Raw genomic sequence first — 17,713 nt, 5'->3', positions numbered from 1 at the left:
GTGACTCGGTTAAGTTAAGCCGCGCTTTGCTCGCTGGCTCTGGCCTTAGCCTGCTCGTCACGCAGTTCCCTACGTAAAATTTTACCAACATTCGATTTTGGCAATTCGTCACGGAACTCTACTATTTTCGGTACTTTATACCCAGTAAGGTAGCGACGGCAATGGGTTAGCAGCTCTTCCGGGGTTAATGACGCATCTTTTTTCACTACAAACAATTTTACCGTCTCACCGGAGACCTCATTAGGCACTCCAACGGCGGCAGACTCCAGCACTTTCGCGTGTAACGCCACCACATCTTCTATCTCATTGGGGTAAACGTTAAAACCTGAAACCAGAATCATGTCCTTTTTGCGGTCAACAATGCGTAAGAAACCTTGCTCATCGAGTGTCGCGATATCTCCCGTCGCCAACCAGCCGTCATTTAACACTTCATCAGTGGCATCGGGGCGCTGCCAGTAGCCTAACATAACTTGGGGGCCGCGCACCCAAAGTTCACCCGGTTCGCCGAACGCAGTCATAATATTGCCATCATCGTCGACCAACCGCACATCAGTTGAAGGGACGGGCAGGCCAATACTGCCACTGTAGTGCTTCAAATCATAAGGGTTACCAGTGACCAGCGGCGAACATTCGGTCAAACCATAACCTTCAAGTAAGTGCTTGCCAGTTAGTTTCTCCCACCTTTCCGCTACTGCCTTCTGTACTGGCATACCACCGCCAACTGAAAGCCGTAAGGTCGAGAAGTCTAATTTATTAAATTCTTCATTATTTAACAGCGCATTAAATAATGTGTTCACCCCCGTCATCGCTGTGAATGGATAGCGGCTGAGTTCTTTGACCATGCCCGGAATATCACGCGGGTTAGATATTAATAAGCTGCGCCCACCTAACTCAATAAAGAGTAAGCAGTTCATGGTTAAAGCAAAAATATGATAAAGCGGGAGTGCGGTCACCACCAACTCGTGCCCCGGTTGTAGCAATGGCGCATAAGCCGCCTTTGCTTGCTCCAGGTTCGACTGCATATTACGGTGAGTCAGCATCGCCCCTTTAGCCACACCGGTCGTGCCTCCGGTGTATTGCAAAAAGGCCAAATCAGTATTGATAATATCCGGTTTCACATATTGCATCCGGCGGCCTTTCTGCAATACCGTGCGAAACGAAATTGCATCTGGCAAATAATATTTAGGCACCAGCCGCTTGATGTATTTCACCACGAAATTAACCAGCGTTCCTTTGGCGGTTGATAATTGATCACCCATGCGCGTTAAAATGACGTGCTTGACCTGAGTTTTAAAGACGATTTTTTCCAGTGTGTGCGCAAAGTTGGACACAATGACAATCGCAACTGCCCCACTGTCATTTAACTGGTGCTCTAGCTCGCGCGGGGTATACAGCGGATTCACATTCACCACCACCAGACCTGCACGTAAAATACCAAACAAAGCGATAGGATATTGCAAGAGATTTGGCATCATCAATGCCACGCGATCACCTTTTTGTAATCCCAAACCTTGCTGTAAATAGGCGGCGAAGGCACGGCTGCGCTCTTCCAGTTTACGGAAGGTCATAACCTCGCCCATATTGATGAATGCAGGCTGGTCTGCATAACGCAAGGCGGCGTTCTCAAACATTTCCACCAAAGAAGAATAGCGATCCGGGTCTATCTCTGCGGGAACATCTGCCGGATAGCGTTTTAGCCAGACTTTTTCCAAGGTAGCACTCCTGAAATTGTTATTGAACGCCAGAGTTACACTCAAATCCACACCAGAACTTTAACAATATTTTAACTCAGCGTACCAGTTTGCTTTTAAACAATTTTGAGGTTGCGATGCACATCACTATTTTTTGGCTTTGCACCCTAGTATATAGGGTGCAATTTAACGTAAAAAGGGCGCTGTTTTCAGCGCCCTTTCTGTCATTGCCTGCCAGCTTATCGCGCCAACCTGTTACTCGGTAACAATCGTTTGGATCTGTGCCGGGGCGGGATAATACCAGCCTCCCCATCCAGGCCCTGGCCCCCACATTCCGGGGTTGTTATACCCCCAAGGGCCCATAGTTGGCGGCAATAATACTTGCTGTTCAAGATGCCAACGTTTATAGCCCGTGGCATTGATTACCACGAAGTTATACGGCGTTTTACCAATTTTACCGGCTTCCACCCCCACGATTGGCCCGACCACTGTGATAAGGTGCCCACGGAAGTCCACGGGTTCAAGGAAACCATTCACATAGGCGATAACCCGACCTTGTGAAGGGTCACCCAAGATAGGTCTGGCGCCAGAATCCAGCGGAACACTGACAATCTCCAGCCGGGTGCGATGCGGTTCGTTGGTCACATTAACCACGCTGCCACCAAAACGCGCTTCCTGACCAATAAACGCCTGCGGTGCCGTTCTGACCAAGTTAAGATTTTGCTGTGGTGTCGCGGTCGTCCCCTGAATAGCGGGTGGGATTGTGACACAACCGGAAAGAAGCAAAACGCCTAAACCCAGCCAACCACATCTCCATTTGCGATTTCTATTCTGTCCAGATTGAGTGACTGACGTATTTATCGCCATAGCAGGCTACTCCTTATCATTTCATTAGCTGTCCTGATATTTTAGACTCTAATCACGATAATTAGTTACTCACGGCCCGGGAGTTTTTTCCACGTCACTTCATTACGCAGATACACCGGCTCAGCATGTTCCACACTGACCACCTGCCCGTTGGCCCAGGCAGCCAAAGCCAGTGGCAGCATATCTTCTGCCTGCGGCAACATAATTTGCCCATCAACCAACACGACACCGTTGCCGTCAATTAAGTCAGGATAGGTTTGCCAGCCAGTGCCCACCTTGGCCCACTGACCACTTAGCGACTGGGCGTGAACTTGTGCTTGTGCTGGCGTCATAACCGCTTCGGTCGCTTCGCCACGCCAATCCCCTGCGGCATCACGTTCAAACTCGCCCCAATAGACTTCGCCCATGCGCGCATCAATGGCGGCTAACACTCGTGAGGCACCCGTGAGGCGGAATGCACCTTGAGCCATTGTTTGTAAGGTTGAAATGCCCATCATCGGCAAGTCTGCGCCTAATGCCAGCCCCTGACCTATACCAATGCCAATACGGACACCAGTAAAACTACCGGGGCCACGGCCAAAAGCTAAAGCATCGAGTTGTTGCAATGCCAGCCCAGATTCAGCCAGGACTTGCTGCACCATGGGGAGAATTCGTTGGGTGTGTTCCCGTGGGCAAAGTTCAAACAAAGCCCGAACTTCGCCGTTATTCCAGAGTGCGACAGAACAGGCTTCTGTTGCGGTATCGATCGCTAAAATTCGCGTGGACATGCCAACCTCGGCAGGAAAAGAAGATGAATTAATACAGGGCGCGCATAATAGCACACCCCTCCCCGCTTTTCTCTTAATCGCGCTGCTTGAGAAAAGCGATGGCTTTCGCCAAGTCCCGAGTTCGTGGCGCGGGTGGCAGGCTATTGAGGAACATCGCGCCATAAGGGCGCATCACTAATCGGTTATCACAGATAACTAACACACCGCGATCGTCAATATCACGGATCAAACGCCCCACCCCTTGTTTCAGGGTAATAACTGCATCAGGTAATTGCACATCATTAAAAGGGTCACCGCCGCGCAAACGGCAATCTTCAATCCGCGCTTTGAGCAACGGGTCATCAGGTGAGGTAAACGGCAGTTTATCAATAATGACACAAGATAAAGCATCACCACGGACATCCACGCCCTCCCAGAAACTGCTGGTTGCGACCAACAGCGCATTACCCGCCGCGACAAACTGCGCCAACAACTGGCCTTTGCTGGTTTCCCCTTGCACCAACACCGGCAATGTCATGCTGGCGCGGAACTCTTCTGCCAAGCCGCGCATCATCTGATGCGAAGTACACAAGAAGAAACAGCGCCCTTTATTGGCATCAATCAACGGTTTTAACATCACCGCCAATTTGCGTGCCGCGCCGGGCTCATTCGCAGAAGGAAGATTGCGTGGCACACACAGCAAGGCTTGATTGGCATAGTCAAATGGGCTGGGTAACAGCAGTGTTTTGGCGTGGGTCAGCCCCAGCCGCGAGGTAAAATGAGATAATTGATCGTTAACCGATAACGTGGCTGAGGTGAAAATCCAGGTTCCCGGCTTTTCTTCTATCAATTCACGAAAACGGTCAGAAACAGAAAGTGGGGTTAGCGCCAAGACAAAATGGCGTGAGTTACATTCATACCAATAGCTGTAACCCGGCGTGCTGACATCTTTTAGCCGTTTCAGGCGGTTGCGATATACCGTCGCCCGCTCAAAAGCCGCGTCCAACATCGCCGAACGCCCCAAAGAAAGCTTCATCACGTCGTAACATAACTCTAGCGCATCATCGAGTAACAATAGCGCCCGCTGAATCGCTGGCTGCTCCATCACATCGCGCAAATTGCCACGATAACCGGGGTCGCCCAATACTAAACGGAAATCTTGCGTGCTTTGTGTTAGCCGGTCAGCACTTTTTTGCAATTGGGCCGAATCTCGGACTTCAGTCCGATACGCGATAATGATGTCTTTCGCCAAATCCATCAATTGTCTGCTGGTTAATTGCTGGCCAAAATATTGGCTGGCGATATCTGGGATCTGATGGGCTTCGTCGAAAATCATCACATCGGCGGTGGGGATTAATTCTGCAAACCCGCTCTCTTTCACCACCATATCTGCCAAAAAGAGATGATGGTTAACCACCACTACATCAGCATCCATCGCCCGACGACGGGCTTTGACCACGAAGCAATCTTTGTACAGTGGGCAATCGCTACCCAGACAATTATCATTGGTACTGGTGACCAACGGCCAGACAAAGCTATCCTCAGCCACCTGACCACAGGTGCTGATATCACCATCAACAGTTTCTGCCGACCAACCGCGCAGGCGCACTAAATCAACCAAGGTTTCGCTTGCCAGTTCGCCCCCCGCCAGTGATTGCTGTTCCAGTCTTTCCAGACAAAGATAATTTGAGCGCCCTTTTAGCAAAGCCAATTTCCCTTTGTATTTAAGGGCGGTGGCCACCGTAGGCAGGTCACGGGAATAGAGTTGGTCTTGTAACGCTTTGGATCCAGTAGAAATAATCACTTTGCAGTCCGCCCGCAGCGCTGGGGCCAAATACGCAAATGTTTTACCGGTGCCGGTGCCGGCCTCTACCACCAGTTGCTGTTTGGCATCAATGGATTCACTGATTGCCGCAGCCATCTGGCGCTGGGACTCACGAGGATTAAAACCTGTAATGGCCTGCGCTAGCGCGCCGTCTGTTGCAAAATCGTCTGTCACACTTTCTCTTCCGAGTGAAATCAGCGGTGATTATGCCAAGCCTGACGTCCCACGACCACACATTCTCGCCACCAGCTATGCTACTCTTAGGCTGAAAATGACATTGGCCTTCACACCAGGGAGTGAAAATGAGTATTGAGCGAATTAATCCAGAAAAACGTTGGTCAGATGCTGTGGTATACAACGACACTATCTATTACACCAGCGTACCTGAGAATCTGGATGCCGATGCCACGGCGCAAACGGCAAACACATTGGCCGCAATTGATATTATGCTGCATCAGCTCGGTTCAGATAAAAGCCGCATTTTGGATGCCACGATATTTTTAGCCGATAAGTCGGACTTTGCCGCAATGAATGCCGCCTGGGATGCCTGGGTTGTGGAGGGTTGCGCCCCGGTACGTTGTACCGTAGAAGCCAAGCTAATGAATCCGAACTATAAAGTTGAAATCAAAATTATTGCGGCTATTTGATTAGCCGCTAAATTTCCTTGGCTTGTCTCAGACTAATCACAACGTGAATAGGTGGGGAAATGTGCCGAATGGGTCGTAGCGGCGTAAGCCGCCGGAGCGCCCATCGGTGCAGTCGCCCCACCAGACTCCAGATTAGGATAGCTTTATCATCACCATACCAGCCAGTAGCAAAATCAACCCGATCCAGCCTTTATAGTTCAGCCGCTGATTAAACAAAATCCAACCCGCCGCCACGGTAGCGGCAATACCGAACCCGCCCCATAAAGCATAAGCCACTGATAATTCGATACCTTTCACCGCTTGTGCCAGCGCACTGAATGCCCCAAGCACTGACAACAATGATAAAATCCCCAACCATACGCGACGAAAACCATCTGACATTTTCAGTAGGATGTTAGCAATAATTTCTAGAATCACCGCCAAAATCAGAAACGCGATATGATAAAATTCAAGCTGTTGCATGATGCTCACCTGAATTTCGGCTTGGACTGTTCGGTTTCTTTGGCTTACGAGTCCCTGATTTCACTAACAGTATGCCGCCGATCAAAGTCACTAAACCGACAATTTTCAGCGGTGATAAGCTTTCATCAAACCACAACACACTGAAAACAGTAATAATCAGGATGCCAATCCCTTCCCATAAGGCATACGCGACACCCAAAGCCACTTTTTTAACCGCCAGAGCCAGCAAAATGTAAGAGCCGGTTATCATAAAATACATCACGATATGCCCGGTCATCTCGCCACTAACACTGGCGTATTTCATTGATAAGGTGCCAATAATTTCGGCGACTATGGCTAAACCTAAAAATATCCAATAAATCATCATTCTTCTCCTAACACGCATAAACGCACGCTAAGGTCTATTTGTTACGGTTATCCTCACTCGGCACCCCATTCACAGGGAATAGATGTGCGCAGGCCGTAAGAAATAGAAACTCACTTGGCGTATAAACTTTACTTAAAACAGAAGAAGAAAGACGCTATAGCTCGCTGCACCAGTGATGCTCACTGGCCAGAATGGCTGACAGGAAGAGTTGGCAAGTAGAAGGTTTGAAAGTAATTCCATTCATTTTAATCATAATATATCTCTTTTTTTTAGCCACACCCGCTTTAGCCACATTCTTGTTTGCTAAACCCAGTGTGATACGCCTAAAACCCTCATAAAGTTGGAATAATTAACTGTCATATTTTTACCACAGTCAATTTTATAAAGCAAACCATCAATTTGATAAATAGTTTTAAAAAAGAGATTAAAAAATAATAAGTTAGGGATTCTAAAAAAACAAAACCCCTGCATGGCAGAGGTTTAGTCTTTGGCAAAACTGTGCGCTTCTCCCGTCAGTTCAGGGAGTTACCACCTATTAGGCCGTAGCGCCTGCAACAGCTTGTTTTGCTAATTCAGTAATGCGCGCATAGTCACCATTTTCCAGCGCGTCGGCAGGAACCAACCATGAACCGCCGATGCACAACACGCTTTTCAGCGCCAGATAATCGCGGTAGTTGTTAGGTGTAATGCCGCCAGTTGGGCAGAAACGCACTTGAGAGAATGGGCCACCAATAGCTTGTAATGCTTTAACGCCGCCGTTGGCTTCTGCCGGGAAGAATTTAAACTCACGCAGACCATAACTCATGCCCAGCATCAATTCTGAAACGGTGCTTATCCCTGGGATTAATGGGATAGAACCTTCCGTTGCGGCTTTAAGCAGTTCATCAGTCAACCCTGGGCTGATAGCAAATTGTGCACCGGCTTCGACTACTTCTGCCAATTGCTGTGGATTCAGCACAGTACCTGCACCAATAATCGCCTCAGGGACTTCTTTGGCAATGGCACGAATAGCTTCAACAGCACAAGGGGTGCGCAACGTCACTTCTAACACACGAACACCACCCGCAACCAAGGCTTTTGCCAGCGGTACCGCCTGTTCGAGCTTGTTAATCACAATCACCGGGACAACAGGGCCTGCGGTCATGATCTGTTCTGCGCTCGTTTTCCAGCTTTTCATCAGTTGTTATCTCCACTTATGCCGATTGGCATGTACTCACCCGAAGGTGTCAGTTGAAATATGGCAAGCAGAACATCGCAAGGGCTTTCCGCCTACCATAAAGAATCATCATATGAGCCAGCTAACTGCTCTTTATTATTTGTAGATAGCATGAGTACGGGCGTCTTGCCCTCGCTGCCCGCCGACTTCCCTGATGGAGGCGCGCCACCGGCATTTTATTGGGTGGCGCGTGCAACAATTAATCTCTTCGAGTGGGCAATTTACTCGAATTCATTCCAGGAGCGACCATCACGGGTTATCATGGCAACAGATGCCACCGGCCCCCATGTCCCAGACTGATAAGGCTTAGGTGCCTCATTATCAGCAGCCCATGCATCCATAATGGAATCAACCCACTTCCATGCTTCTTCAACCTCGTCACGGCGCACAAACAGCGCCTGAATGCCGCGCATGGTTTCCAGTAACAAACGTTCGTAAGCATCCGCAATATGTTGCTCGTTGAAGGTTTTAGAGAAGCTCAGGTCAAGCTTGGTGGTTTGCAGCCGGTGTTTGTGTTCCAGACCTGGCACTTTATTCAGCACTTCAATTTCAATGCCTTCATCCGGTTGCAGACGAATGGTCAGTTTGTTTTGCGGCAATTGCTGATAGGATTCGCGGAACAAATTCAGCGCAGGGTTTTTAAAGTACACCACCACTTCAGAACATTTGCTCGGCAGACGTTTGCCGGTTCTCAAATAGAACGGCACCCCCGCCCAACGCCAGTCATCAATATCCACACGGATAGAAACGAAGGTTTCAGTATTACTGCTCTTGTTCGCCCCTTCCTCTTCCAGATAGCCCGGCACTTTATGGCCCTGAACAAATCCTGCGGTATATTGGCCGCGTACCGTGGTTTCGCGCACATTCGTGTGGTCAATACGGCGCAGCGAGCGCAGCACTTTTACTTTCTCATCACGGATGCGGTCAGTGCTCAGGTCTGCTGGCGGTGACATAGCAATCATGGTCAGGATTTGCAGCAAATGGTTTTGGATCATATCTCGCATTTGTCCGGCTTGGTCAAAATAGCCCCAACGCCCTTCAATGCCGACCTCTTCAGCCACAGTAATCTGCACATGATCGATAGTGCGATTATCCCAGTTGGAAGCAAACAGTGAGTTAGCAAAGCGCAATGCCAGCAGGTTCAAGACTGTCTCTTTACCGAGGTAGTGGTCGATACGGTAAACCTGACACTCATTAAAATATTCAGCGACTTGATCGTTAATCACCCGCGAGGAAGCCAAATCTTTCCCCAAAGGTTTCTCCATCACCACCCGGCTTGGCTCTTTATTCAGCCCGGCCAGGCCCAACCCTTGGCAAATGGCACCAAAAGTATTAGGTGGCATAGCGAAGTAGTTGATAGTGATGCGGTTTTTTTGATCCAGCATTTTGCCCAATTTGACAAAGTGTTTGCTGTCATTAACGTCTAAATTACAGAAGTCGAGACGGGAACTGAGCTTTTGCCACAATTCATCATCCAGCTTCTCTTTCATAAAGGTATCGAGGGCTTCCTTTACCACGGCTGTGTACGCGTCTTTATCCCAATCGGCACGGCCTACGCCGATAATCCGAGTATCAGGGTGGATGTGACCCGCTTTCTCTAATTGGTAAAGGGAAGGCAACAGTTTCCGGCGAGCCAAGTCTCCCTTAGCGCCGAAAATCACCAGATCACACGCCTGGGCTGCCTGGGCTGTATTAATTACCGCCATGTTATTCTCCTCGTTGCAGGATATTTGTAATTTTCTTACATTACTAATGTACTCTCTTTGACTATAGCCAGTAAACCCAGATAAAAGTGGGTCAAAAAAGGTTAAAAAACACGGTTTAGAGTGGCAGGCCGCGCCAAATCAGGCTGCACAACTTAAAAATGTAATTTTATGACGTTTTTGACAACTATTTACCATTATGAAAATTAGACACAGGTCATATTCTGGTGAAAAAGACTCACTTCCCACCCTATGCCACTGCCAACGGGTTCCAGCTCGTAGTATATTTTCATTAAACCGACATAGATTTCTCCTTTAAATGAAATCGGTAAAACCCATGGGTGACTCTCGTTATATGAATACGCTGGAAAATATCCAAAATAATCTGGACCTCCTGAGCAAATCGGAAAGGAAAGTCGCCGAGGTAATTCTCGCCTCCCCACAAACTGCTATCCATTCCAGTATTGCCACACTCGCCAAAATGGCGAACGTCAGCGAACCCACGGTAAACCGTTTTTGTCGTCGATTAGACACTAAAGGTTTCCCTGATTTTAAACTTCATTTGGCACAAAGTCTGGCAAATGGCACACCTTATGTGAACCGTAATGTTGAAGAGGATGATAGTGTAGCCGCTTACACTGGAAAAATTTTTGAATCGACCATGGCCAGTTTAGACATGGCGAAAAATAATCTCGATATCGCCGCGATTAACCGCGCGGTGGATTTATTGACACAAGCGAAGAAAATTTCGTTCTTCGGCCTTGGGGCCTCTGCTGCCGTGGCCCACGATGCGATGAATAAATTCTTCCGGTTCAATATACCGGTGATTTATTTTGATGACATTGTTATGCAGCGAATGAGCTGTATGAATTCCACTGAAGGTGATGTCGTGGTATTGATATCTCATACTGGGCGTACAAAAAGCCTGGTCGAGCTGGCCCATTTAGCCCGTGAAAACGATGCCACAGTGATTGCCATTACCTCGCGTGATACGCCGCTCGCCAATGAGGCAACATTACCTCTGCTGCTGGATGTGCCAGAAGACACTGATATGTATATGCCGATGGTATCGCGCATTGCCCAATTGACATTAATTGATGTTTTGGCAACAGGGTTTACCCTACGTCGAGGGGCTAAATTCAGGGACAACCTGAAACGGGTTAAAGATGCCTTGAAAGAATCTCGCTTTGATAAAGGCGCTTTATAAGTAAATAATGGCGTAGAATAAATTGTATCAAAAAGTAACCAACCCGTGACCGAAGTCAGTTTGTTTTGTGTTAGCGCATCTTCTGTCACAAAAATTTGACGTATTATTGAAAAATGATGTTTTGGCTTTAGCACTCGTAGAGTCAACAGAGGGTAAATAGCTCGCTTTTGTAATGTTGTCATTGATGCATAAACTGCCCTAAGTTGGCCGTTTTTAACATCGATAGTTTTACATCCGCAAGCGGATAACATAGATAGCACAGTGTTATGATACACATTATGTTGTCATAGATAGGTCGCCGTAAATTTGTAGCAAAGTTACATTTTACTATTGGATTTATTATCCGCTGTTTTAACAACACCATGCTTTATCAGTCAACGGAGTAAAAGATGTCCAGACGGCTAAGAAGGACCAAGATTGTTACTACACTGGGGCCCGCTACTGACCGCGATAATAATCTGGAAAAGATTATTGCTGCGGGTGCTAACGTAGTCCGCCTGAATTTTTCCCATGGTAGCGCTGAAGATCATGAATTACGGGCCAATAAAGTCCGTGAGATTGCCGCCAGATTGGGCCGTCATGTAGCTATTCTTGGCGATTTGCAAGGCCCTAAGATCCGGGTGTCTACTTTTAAGGAAGGAAAAGTATTCCTTAACGTACACGATAAATTTTTGCTGGATGCCAATATGGCCAAAGGCGAAGGTGATAAAGACAAAGTAGGTATCGACTATAAAGGCTTGCCCGCGGATGTCGTGCCCGGTGACATCCTGTTATTGGACGATGGCCGAGTACAACTGAAAGTTATTGAAGTTCAGGGCATGAAAGTGTTTACCGAGGTTACTGTCGGCGGCCCTCTTTCCAATAATAAAGGCATTAATAAGCTCGGTGGTGGTTTGTCAGCCGAAGCATTAACAGAAAAAGACAAAGCCGACATTATCACCGCCGCTAAAATTGGTGTGGACTTCCTGGCCGTGTCTTTCCCACGTACTGGCGAAGATTTGCATTATGCTCGTCGTTTGGCCCGTGATGCGGGTTGTAATGCACAAATTGTGGCAAAAGTTGAACGCGCTGAAGCAGTTGCAACTGACGAAGCCATGGATGATATCATTCTGGCCTCAGATGTAGTGATGGTCGCCCGTGGTGACTTGGGGGTTGAAATTGGTGACCCTGAGCTGGTGGGGATTCAGAAAAAACTGATTCGTCGTGCTCGTCAGCTTAACCGCGCTGTCATCACCGCAACCCAGATGATGGAATCGATGATAACCAATCCAATGCCAACCCGTGCAGAAGTTATGGACGTGGCGAACGCCGTATTGGATGGAACTGACGCCGTGATGTTGTCGGCTGAAACAGCCGCTGGGCAATATCCAGCAGAAACTGTTGCTGCAATGGCGCGTGTTTGCCTGGGTGCTGAAAAAATCCCAAGTATTAATGTCTCTAAGCACCGCCTTGATGTGCAATTCGACAATGTCGAAGAAGCCATTGCCATGTCAACCATGTATGCGGCAAACCACCTGAAAGGCATCACGGCAATTATCGCCATGACTGAATCGGGCCGTACCGCACTGATGATGTCTCGTATCAGCTCTGGTTTACCTATCTTTGCAATGTCACGTCATGATCATACGTTAAACCTGACGGCTATTTATCGTGGTGTTACCCCGGTGTATTGTGACCCACATACTGATGGCGTGCTGGCTGCGACTGAAGCAGTTAATCGCCTGAAAGATAAAGGTTTCTTGGTTTCTGGCGACTTGGTTATTGTCACACAAGGCGACGTGATGGGAACTATTGGTACCACTAACACCAGCCGTATCATCCGCGTTGAGTGATACTGAGTTAAAAACAAAAAGCCCGCTAATCAACAGCGGGCTTTTTTATGTCTAATCGAACACTAGAGATCCTTACGAACATAAGGCTCTATCTCACCTTCTTTGCGGGTTTTCAATAGCTTAAGTATCCAGGTATATTGCTCAGGATTCGGTTTTACCAGCAACTCAACTTCTTCGTTCATGCGGCGGGCAATATACACATCATCGGCATCCGCTAAATCATCCATTGGTGGACGAATATAAATATCAAGGCGATGTTCGCGATAATTATAGACGGGGAACATGGGCACGATAGCCGCACGACACACTTTCATCAACCGCCCCACCGCGGGCAATGTCGCCTTATAGGTCGCAAAGAAATCAACAAACTCACTTTGCTCTGGGCCATAATCTTCATCGGGTAAATAGTATCCCCAAAATCCCTGACGCACTGAACTGATAAATGGCTTAATGCCGCTGTCGCGTGCATGGATACGCCCACCAAACCGCAACCGGGCGCTGTTCCATAAGTAATCAATTAATGGATTGCGCTGATGATGGAACATGCCAGCCACCGGCTTGCCTTGCTCGGCTAATAGCATAGCCGGAATATCAATCGACCAGGCGTGGGGCACCAACAAAATAACATTACGTTCCTGCTGTTGTAGTTGGTCTAAAATATCTAACCCATGCCAATGAACCCGAGTTAACACCTTCTTGGGATCGCGAAAACACAGTTCCGCCATCATCATTAAAGGCTGGGCCGCAGTCGCAAACATTTGATCAATAATATGTTCCCGCTCTGCTTCGGGTAATTCCGGCATACAATAGAGAAGATTAATACGGGCGCGACGACGGGCGCTTTTGGCAAATTTCCCGGCCAAACGGCCAATGCCAGCCAATAATGGGTCACGGAATTTCGGTGGCACATAAGCCAGAGCTGCCATTGCGCCAGTTCCTAGCCATACCCCCCAAAACCGTGGATGTAGGAAAGATTTCTTGAATACCGGAATAAAACCAGCAGCGTCGTTTTTCTCTTTATGCATGGGGGAACTCTTAGAATAGGCCGTGGACTAATAATATTAGTCCCTTAGCTATTGAAATTTCAGGATTATTAGCAACTCACACATCCCGAATCAATTATCTCAGTATTTGATTCGGGATGTGTTTGTTTGCGGTCTACCTGCAAAACCAATAACTTTAGGTATAAACACTCCGATAGTTTGTGGCAACCGGATAACAGTTAATCCAGTTGCAACTGCGGAATGACCTGCTTGGCAATAGCCATATACTCGTTACGATCTTTACCTGTTAACCCTTCGGAACGCGGTAACTTGGCGGTCAGTGGGTTAACCGCTTGCTGGTTCATCCAAAATTCATAATGCAGATGTGGGCCAGTAGAACGGCCAGTGTTACCTGACAGGGCAATACGATCGCCACGTTTAACTTTTTGTCCTGGCTTAACCAGCAGTTTCTTCAAGTGCATATAGCGCGTGGTATATTGGCGACCATGACGAATAGCAACATAATTGCCCGCCGCCCCACTTCGCTTCGCAATGACCACTTCGCCATCACCCACCGCCAGTACAGGTGTACCGACTGGCATAGAGAAATCCACCCCTTTGTGTGGCGCAATGCGCCCAGTCACAGGGTTAAGCCGGCGCGGATTAAAGTTAGACGAAACACGGAATTGTTTTATCGTGGGGAAACGCAAGAAACCACGTGCCAAACCAGACCCTTGGCGATCATAAAACTTCCCGTCATCGGCACGAATCGCATAGTAATCCTTACCACCGGAGCGCATGCGCACCCCCACCAATTGGCTCTGCTCACGGCGACCATCAAGAACCTCGCGGGACATCAAAACTGAAAACTGATCCCCCTTGCGCAATTTGGCGAAATCTAATTGCCATTGAAGTGCTTTGGTCACTGCACGAATCTCAGTATTGGTCAAACCCGCCTTTTTAGCACTGGTGACAAAGCTGCCGTCAAGCCGCCCAGTCAGAACCGAGTTGCTCCACTCACCTTTCTGCAACTCTTTAGTTTCTTTGAAATTATTGCCAACACGATCATAAGTACGGGTTTCACGGCGTGAAACCTCCCATACCATACGTTGCAAATCACCGGTGTCATTAACCGTCCAAGAGATTTGTTGCCCAATCTTCAGGTTACGTAAATCACGGTTTTGGGTTGCTAATAAGGAAACATCTGAGATATCAATACCATATTGAGTAAGAATGCTGCTCAGGGTATCCCCGGTTGAGACAACATACTCATGGACGCCCGGTTCACTGGCATCTTTGGCATCTAATTCGTCTTGCGGAATGTCATCATCAGGAGTGGGCTGATCAATGGGTTCACTGGCTTCCGGCAATAAAATACGGGGCTGACTGGTATCTAATACCACACTTTTCGCAACAGGCTCATGCTCTGAATGATAAACAAAAGGCCGCCAAACAGCGACGGCCAACGTCATTACAGTCAACGACCCCAACATAATGCGGTGAGGTCGAGGGAGATTGCTATACGCCAAGGTGATAGTTCGGACTATCTGCTGCACTTATGAGTATCCTTTTAATCTTTCAGGCAGCTCACGTATTGGTTAGACAACTGAGACATAAAGTCCACATAGCTATCCCTGCCTAATACTATACCGCTCCCCAAGGGGTCCAAGGTGCCAGAACGCACGTTAGTTCCTTTGGCTACAGCATTAATGACGGCTGGCCTGAATTGTGGCTCAGCAAAAACGCATACTGCTTTTTGCTCAACCAGTTGTGTTCGAATTTGATGTAAACGCTGCGCACCAGGTTGTATTTCAGGATTGACTGTAAAATGCCCTAATGGGCTCAAGCCAAAGTGTTTTTCAAAGTAGCCATAGGCATCATGAAAAACGAAGTATCCCTTACCTTGGGCAGGCTTTAACATAGTAGCAATATTTTTTTCATTTTGCGCTAGTTGATCCTCGAATCGGCGCAGGTTTGCATCTAATTTATCCTTATTTTGCGGCATAAGTTCCAATAATCTGTCGTGAATGGCGATTGCAGATTGTTTAGCTATGGTTGGGGACAACCAAATATGCATGTTATATTCGCCATGATGGTGCTCGTCACTGTGATTATCTGTAGCATGATCATGGTCATGCCCTGCGTCTTCCCCTTCATGCTCGTCATGTTCATCACCTTTCATCAATAAAGGTGTGACGCCAGGTAACTGCGCCAAAGCTATCTTTTTATTATCAGCAACTTGCGTTAGTGGTTTCGTTAAGAATGCCTCCATTTCTGGCCCGACCCAAATAACCAGCTCAGCACTACGTAACCGCTGGACATCTGATGGGCGCAGCGCATAATCGTGTGGCGATGCGCCATCGGGCAATAAAACTTCAGTCGGCAGCACACCATCAGCAATGGCGGCGGCGATGAAACCTAACGGACGCACTGATGTAACGACCGCAGCAGAGGCAATATTAAATGGGTTGGCAAATAAAATTACACTCGCCAGCATTGCCCGCTTCAGCCAGTTATTTTTATGTAACATAATACGAATTCTCGACGTTTTGATGGGGAAAGCGTAATATTATAACATTCACTCGGTTCTGCAAACGTAATCATAATGTCTACATTGGTAACTTTAAATAAGATATCCGTCACTTTTGGTAGCCGGCGGGTACTCAATGATATTTCCCTGTCTCTGCGCCCGGGGAGAATCCTTACCCTACTTGGGCCAAATGGTGCTGGCAAATCGACACTGGTTCGTGTGGTGTTGGGGCTGATTGCGCCCACCAGCGGGACACTGGTTCGTGAACCTGGTTTACGTATCGGTTATGTTCCGCAAAAACTCCATCTGGACGCCACTCTGCCACTGACAGTCAGCCGTTTTATGCGGTTAAAACCAGGTGTAAAAAAAGCAGATATCCTGCCCGCCCTGAAACGGGTACATGCTGCTCATCTTTTGGATCAACCGATGCAAAAGTTGTCCGGTGGCGAAAACCAACGCGTACTCTTGGCTCGAGCATTATTAAATCGACCACAATTATTAGTGTTGGATGAGCCAACGCAAGGGGTTGATGTTAATGGGCAATTGGCACTGTATGACTTGATTGAGCAATTGCGTAAAGAATTGGGTTGCGCCGTGCTAATGGTGTCTCATGACTTGCATTTAGTGATGGCTAAAACTGATGAGGTATTGTGCCTTAACCAACATATTTGCTGTTCAGGTGCGCCCGAAGTGGTTTCAACTCATCCGGAGTTTATTGCCATGTTTGGCAATCGCGGCGCCGAGCAATTAGCCGTTTATCGTCATCACCACAATCATCGCCATGATTTGCACGGAAAAATAATTTTGAAAAATAGCGGGAGCCGCGACGCATGATTGAATTATTGCTGCCCGGCTGGTTAGCTGGCGTATTGCTGGCAACTGCAGCCGGCCCGCTGGGATCTTTTGTCGTCTGGCGTCGAATGTCTTATTTTGGCGATACATTGGCCCACGCATCTTTATTGGGGGTAGCATTCGGTTTACTGCTAAATGTAAATCCATTCTATGCTGTTATCGTGATGACCATGGTATTAGCCCTGATACTGGTGTGGTTGGAACGTCGCCCACAACTGGCCGTCGATACCCTGCTGGGGATTATGGCCCACAGCGCATTATCACTGGGTTTAGTGGTGGTTAGCCTAATGCACAATGTGCGGGTTGATTTAATGGCCTACCTGTTTGGCGATCTGCTTTCCGTGACCTTAAGTGATATCTGGCTAATTGCCGCCGGTGTGGTCGTGGTTCTGGGCGTCTTATGCTGGCAATGGCGGGCGCTGTTATCAATGACCATCAGCCCGGAATTAGCCCACGTGGACGGAATTAATCTGGAGCGGGTGCGAATGCTATTGATGCTAGTTACCGCGCTGACCATAGGGCTATCGATGAAATTTGTCGGCGCACTGATTATCACATCACTGCTGATAATCCCTGCCGCCGCCGCGCGCCGTTTTGCCCGAACCCCAGAGCAAATGGCTGGAATCGCTATAGGTATTGGTATTGTTGCCGTGACGGGCGGCTTAACCTTCTCGGCGTTATACGATACGCCTGCGGGGCCTTCCGTGGTACTTTGCGCCGCAGCAATGTTTATCCTGAGCCTGTCACAAAAACCGCGCGGATAATGACTTCCCGATAGGGGTTTA

16 protein-coding genes are annotated in these 17,713 nt (G+C 48.1%); 5 read left to right on the top strand and 11 right to left on the bottom strand.

Going from position 1 to position 17,713, the window contains the following annotated elements:
• Positions 1-14: 14 nt before the first annotated feature.
• The 4 genes from fadD to yoaA all read right to left on the bottom strand — a co-directional run bounded on the left by fadD (position 15) and on the right by yoaA (position 5,303).
• Positions 15-1,712: a long-chain-fatty-acid--CoA ligase FadD gene (gene fadD / locus YROHD0001_RS06765; protein ID WP_004715246.1), complete on the bottom strand. Its 1,698-nt coding sequence runs from the start codon at positions 1,710-1,712 to the stop codon at positions 15-17.
• A gap of 234 nt (positions 1,713-1,946) precedes the next feature.
• Positions 1,947-2,558 carry a Slp family lipoprotein gene (locus YROHD0001_RS06770; RefSeq protein WP_004715245.1) on the bottom strand — a complete coding sequence of 204 codons (612 nt, stop codon included), beginning with the start codon at positions 2,556-2,558 and terminating at the stop codon, positions 1,947-1,949.
• A 65-nt stretch (positions 2,559-2,623) separates the two neighbouring features.
• Entirely contained in the window at positions 2,624-3,325 is a 702-nt protein-coding gene (tsaB, locus tag YROHD0001_RS06775) for a tRNA (adenosine(37)-N6)-threonylcarbamoyltransferase complex dimerization subunit type 1 TsaB (RefSeq protein ID WP_004715244.1), read from the bottom strand.
• A 73-nt stretch (positions 3,326-3,398) separates the two neighbouring features.
• Positions 3,399-5,303, bottom strand: a complete 1,905-nt coding sequence (gene yoaA, locus YROHD0001_RS06780) for a DNA repair helicase YoaA (RefSeq protein WP_004715242.1) — start codon at positions 5,301-5,303, stop codon at positions 3,399-3,401.
• Between the two features lie 128 nt (positions 5,304-5,431).
• Between yoaA and YROHD0001_RS06785 the strand changes: the two genes are divergently transcribed.
• Positions 5,432-5,776, top strand: coding sequence for a RidA family protein (locus YROHD0001_RS06785; protein WP_032817132.1), 345 nt, complete (start codon positions 5,432-5,434; stop codon positions 5,774-5,776).
• 132 nt (positions 5,777-5,908) lie between these two features.
• Here the strand turns inward: YROHD0001_RS06785 and mdtI are convergent, their stop codons facing one another.
• From mdtI to zwf, 4 genes are all read right to left on the bottom strand, one after another.
• A complete protein-coding gene (gene mdtI / locus YROHD0001_RS0118075; RefSeq protein WP_005163022.1) occupies positions 5,909-6,238 on the bottom strand; it encodes a multidrug/spermidine efflux SMR transporter subunit MdtI in 330 nt (109 codons plus the stop codon).
• Entirely contained in the window at positions 6,225-6,602 is a 378-nt protein-coding gene (gene mdtJ, locus YROHD0001_RS06790; protein ID WP_032817131.1) for a multidrug/spermidine efflux SMR transporter subunit MdtJ, read from the bottom strand. Before mdtJ ends, mdtI begins: the two co-directional genes overlap by 14 nt.
• A gap of 538 nt (positions 6,603-7,140) precedes the next feature.
• A complete protein-coding gene (locus YROHD0001_RS06795; RefSeq protein ID WP_004715238.1) occupies positions 7,141-7,782 on the bottom strand; it encodes a bifunctional 4-hydroxy-2-oxoglutarate aldolase/2-dehydro-3-deoxy-phosphogluconate aldolase in 642 nt (213 codons plus the stop codon).
• Between the two features lie 260 nt (positions 7,783-8,042).
• On the bottom strand, positions 8,043-9,527 hold the full coding sequence (gene zwf, locus YROHD0001_RS06800; protein ID WP_004715237.1) for a glucose-6-phosphate dehydrogenase: 1,485 nt from the start codon (positions 9,525-9,527) through the stop codon (positions 8,043-8,045).
• A gap of 352 nt (positions 9,528-9,879) precedes the next feature.
• Here zwf and YROHD0001_RS06805 point away from each other — a divergent pair, with 352 nt between their 5' ends.
• Both YROHD0001_RS06805 and pyk read left to right on the top strand, forming a co-directional pair.
• Complete coding sequence (locus tag YROHD0001_RS06805) at positions 9,880-10,731, top strand: MurR/RpiR family transcriptional regulator (RefSeq protein ID WP_032817153.1); 852 nt, start codon at positions 9,880-9,882, stop codon at positions 10,729-10,731.
• A gap of 389 nt (positions 10,732-11,120) precedes the next feature.
• Positions 11,121-12,563, top strand: a complete 1,443-nt coding sequence (pyk, locus tag YROHD0001_RS06810) for a pyruvate kinase (RefSeq protein WP_004715235.1) — start codon at positions 11,121-11,123, stop codon at positions 12,561-12,563.
• 62 nt (positions 12,564-12,625) lie between these two features.
• Here pyk and lpxM read toward each other — a convergent pair whose 3' ends face one another.
• The 3 genes from lpxM to znuA all read right to left on the bottom strand — a co-directional run bounded on the left by lpxM (position 12,626) and on the right by znuA (position 16,076).
• A complete protein-coding gene (gene lpxM / locus YROHD0001_RS06815) occupies positions 12,626-13,588 on the bottom strand; it encodes a lauroyl-Kdo(2)-lipid IV(A) myristoyltransferase (protein ID WP_004715234.1) in 963 nt (320 codons plus the stop codon).
• Between the two features lie 197 nt (positions 13,589-13,785).
• Positions 13,786-15,102, bottom strand: coding sequence for a murein DD-endopeptidase MepM (gene mepM / locus YROHD0001_RS06820; protein ID WP_004715233.1), 1,317 nt, complete (start codon positions 15,100-15,102; stop codon positions 13,786-13,788).
• A 14-nt stretch (positions 15,103-15,116) separates the two neighbouring features.
• Positions 15,117-16,076 (bottom strand): zinc ABC transporter substrate-binding protein ZnuA, encoded by a 960-nt coding sequence (znuA, locus tag YROHD0001_RS06825; protein WP_004715232.1) that lies wholly within the window; start codon positions 16,074-16,076, stop codon positions 15,117-15,119.
• Between the two features lie 75 nt (positions 16,077-16,151).
• On the opposite strand from znuA, the gene znuC reads away from it, so the two are divergent.
• On the top strand, positions 16,152-16,910 hold the full coding sequence (gene znuC / locus YROHD0001_RS06830; RefSeq protein ID WP_004715231.1) for a zinc ABC transporter ATP-binding protein ZnuC: 759 nt from the start codon (positions 16,152-16,154) through the stop codon (positions 16,908-16,910).
• Positions 16,907-17,692: a zinc ABC transporter permease subunit ZnuB gene (gene znuB, locus YROHD0001_RS06835; protein WP_032817130.1), complete on the top strand. Its 786-nt coding sequence runs from the start codon at positions 16,907-16,909 to the stop codon at positions 17,690-17,692. Before znuC ends, znuB begins: the two co-directional genes overlap by 4 nt.
• Positions 17,693-17,713 lie beyond the last annotated feature (21 nt).

Origin of the sequence: Yersinia rohdei ATCC 43380 (assembly GCF_000173775.1) — a bacterium.
Taxonomy (GTDB): Bacteria; Pseudomonadota; Gammaproteobacteria; order Enterobacterales; family Enterobacteriaceae; genus Yersinia; species Yersinia rohdei.
Note: the sequence above shows the minus strand (reverse complement) of the source record. Positions and strands in the feature narration are given on the sequence as shown.

Coding starts and splice junctions, on each gene's coding strand:
- lpxM (WP_004715234.1), bottom strand. CDS start 13,588: ATGCATAAAGAGAAAAACGACGCTGCTGGTTTTATTCCGGTATTCAAG.
- YROHD0001_RS06785 (WP_032817132.1), top strand. CDS start 5,432: ATGAGTATTGAGCGAATTAATCCAGAAAAACGTTGGTCAGATGCTGTG.
- znuA (WP_004715232.1), bottom strand. CDS start 16,076: ATGTTACATAAAAATAACTGGCTGAAGCGGGCAATGCTGGCGAGTGTA.
- znuC (WP_004715231.1), top strand. CDS start 16,152: ATGTCTACATTGGTAACTTTAAATAAGATATCCGTCACTTTTGGTAGC.
- pyk (WP_004715235.1), top strand. CDS start 11,121: ATGTCCAGACGGCTAAGAAGGACCAAGATTGTTACTACACTGGGGCCC.
- YROHD0001_RS06795 (WP_004715238.1), bottom strand. CDS start 7,782: ATGAAAAGCTGGAAAACGAGCGCAGAACAGATCATGACCGCAGGCCCT.
- mdtI (WP_005163022.1), bottom strand. CDS start 6,238: ATGCAACAGCTTGAATTTTATCATATCGCGTTTCTGATTTTGGCGGTG.
- znuB (WP_032817130.1), top strand. CDS start 16,907: ATGATTGAATTATTGCTGCCCGGCTGGTTAGCTGGCGTATTGCTGGCA.
- YROHD0001_RS06770 (WP_004715245.1), bottom strand. CDS start 2,558: ATGGCGATAAATACGTCAGTCACTCAATCTGGACAGAATAGAAATCGC.
- YROHD0001_RS06805 (WP_032817153.1), top strand. CDS start 9,880: ATGAATACGCTGGAAAATATCCAAAATAATCTGGACCTCCTGAGCAAA.
- tsaB (WP_004715244.1), bottom strand. CDS start 3,325: ATGTCCACGCGAATTTTAGCGATCGATACCGCAACAGAAGCCTGTTCT.
- zwf (WP_004715237.1), bottom strand. CDS start 9,527: ATGGCGGTAATTAATACAGCCCAGGCAGCCCAGGCGTGTGATCTGGTG.
- mdtJ (WP_032817131.1), bottom strand. CDS start 6,602: ATGATTTATTGGATATTTTTAGGTTTAGCCATAGTCGCCGAAATTATT.